Genomic DNA, 786 nt, shown 5'->3' with positions numbered 1-786 from the left:
GTTGCGCGGCGGGTGAGGAACAGCCCAGCAGCTACTCCTTCACCGAACCGGTCATCCCCGACACATAGTGCTCGACGAAGAACGAGTAGATGAAGGCGACAGGCAGCGACCCGAGCAACGCCCCCGCCATCAGCGAGCCCCAGTGGTACACATCCCCTTCCACCAACTCCGTGATCACCCCCACCGGCACCGTCTTCATCTCCGACGACGAGATGAAGGTCAGCGCGTAGATGAACTCGTTCCACGACAGCGTGAACGCGAAGATGCCGGCCGAGATCAGCCCCGGTACTGCCAGCGGCAGCACGATCTTGATCAGGATCTGCCAGCGGCTCGCGCCATCGATCAGCGCGCATTCCTCCAGCTCATACGGGATCGAGCGGAAATAGCCCATCAGCAGCCAGGTGCTGAACGGGATCAGGAAGGTCGGGTACGACAGGATCAGCGCCATCCGGGTGTCGAACAGCCCGAGCTGAAAAATGATCGCCGCCAGCGGGATGAACAGGATCGACGGCGGCACCAGGTAGGCCAGAAAGATCGCCGCCCCCGCCGGCTTCGCACCCTGGAACCTCAGCCGCTCGATCGCGTACGCCGCGAGCACCGAAGCCACCAGCGACAGGATCGTCGACGTCACCGACACCAGCACCGTGTTCCACAGCCACTCCGGATACGCCGTCTCGAACAGCAGCTTGTGGAAATGCGCAAACGTCGGCTTGATGATCCAGAACGGGTTGCCGGTGCGCGCCAGCAACTCCTCGTTCGGCTTGAACGAGGTCACCACCATCCAGT

Annotated in this window: 1 protein-coding gene; it reads right to left on the bottom strand. The window is 62.6% G+C overall.

What is annotated here, in order from left to right:
* Positions 1 to 31: 31 nt before the first annotated feature.
* Positions 32 to 786, bottom strand: a 755-nt coding sequence (locus tag AC1D15_RS35305; protein ID WP_477829751.1) for a carbohydrate ABC transporter permease, incomplete at its 5' end; no start/stop codon positions are given.

It is taken from the genome of Rhizobacter sp. P2_H2, from assembly GCF_056403375.1.
The sequence above is the reverse complement of the archived record's forward strand: the minus strand, read 5'-3'. Positions and strand labels throughout refer to the sequence as shown.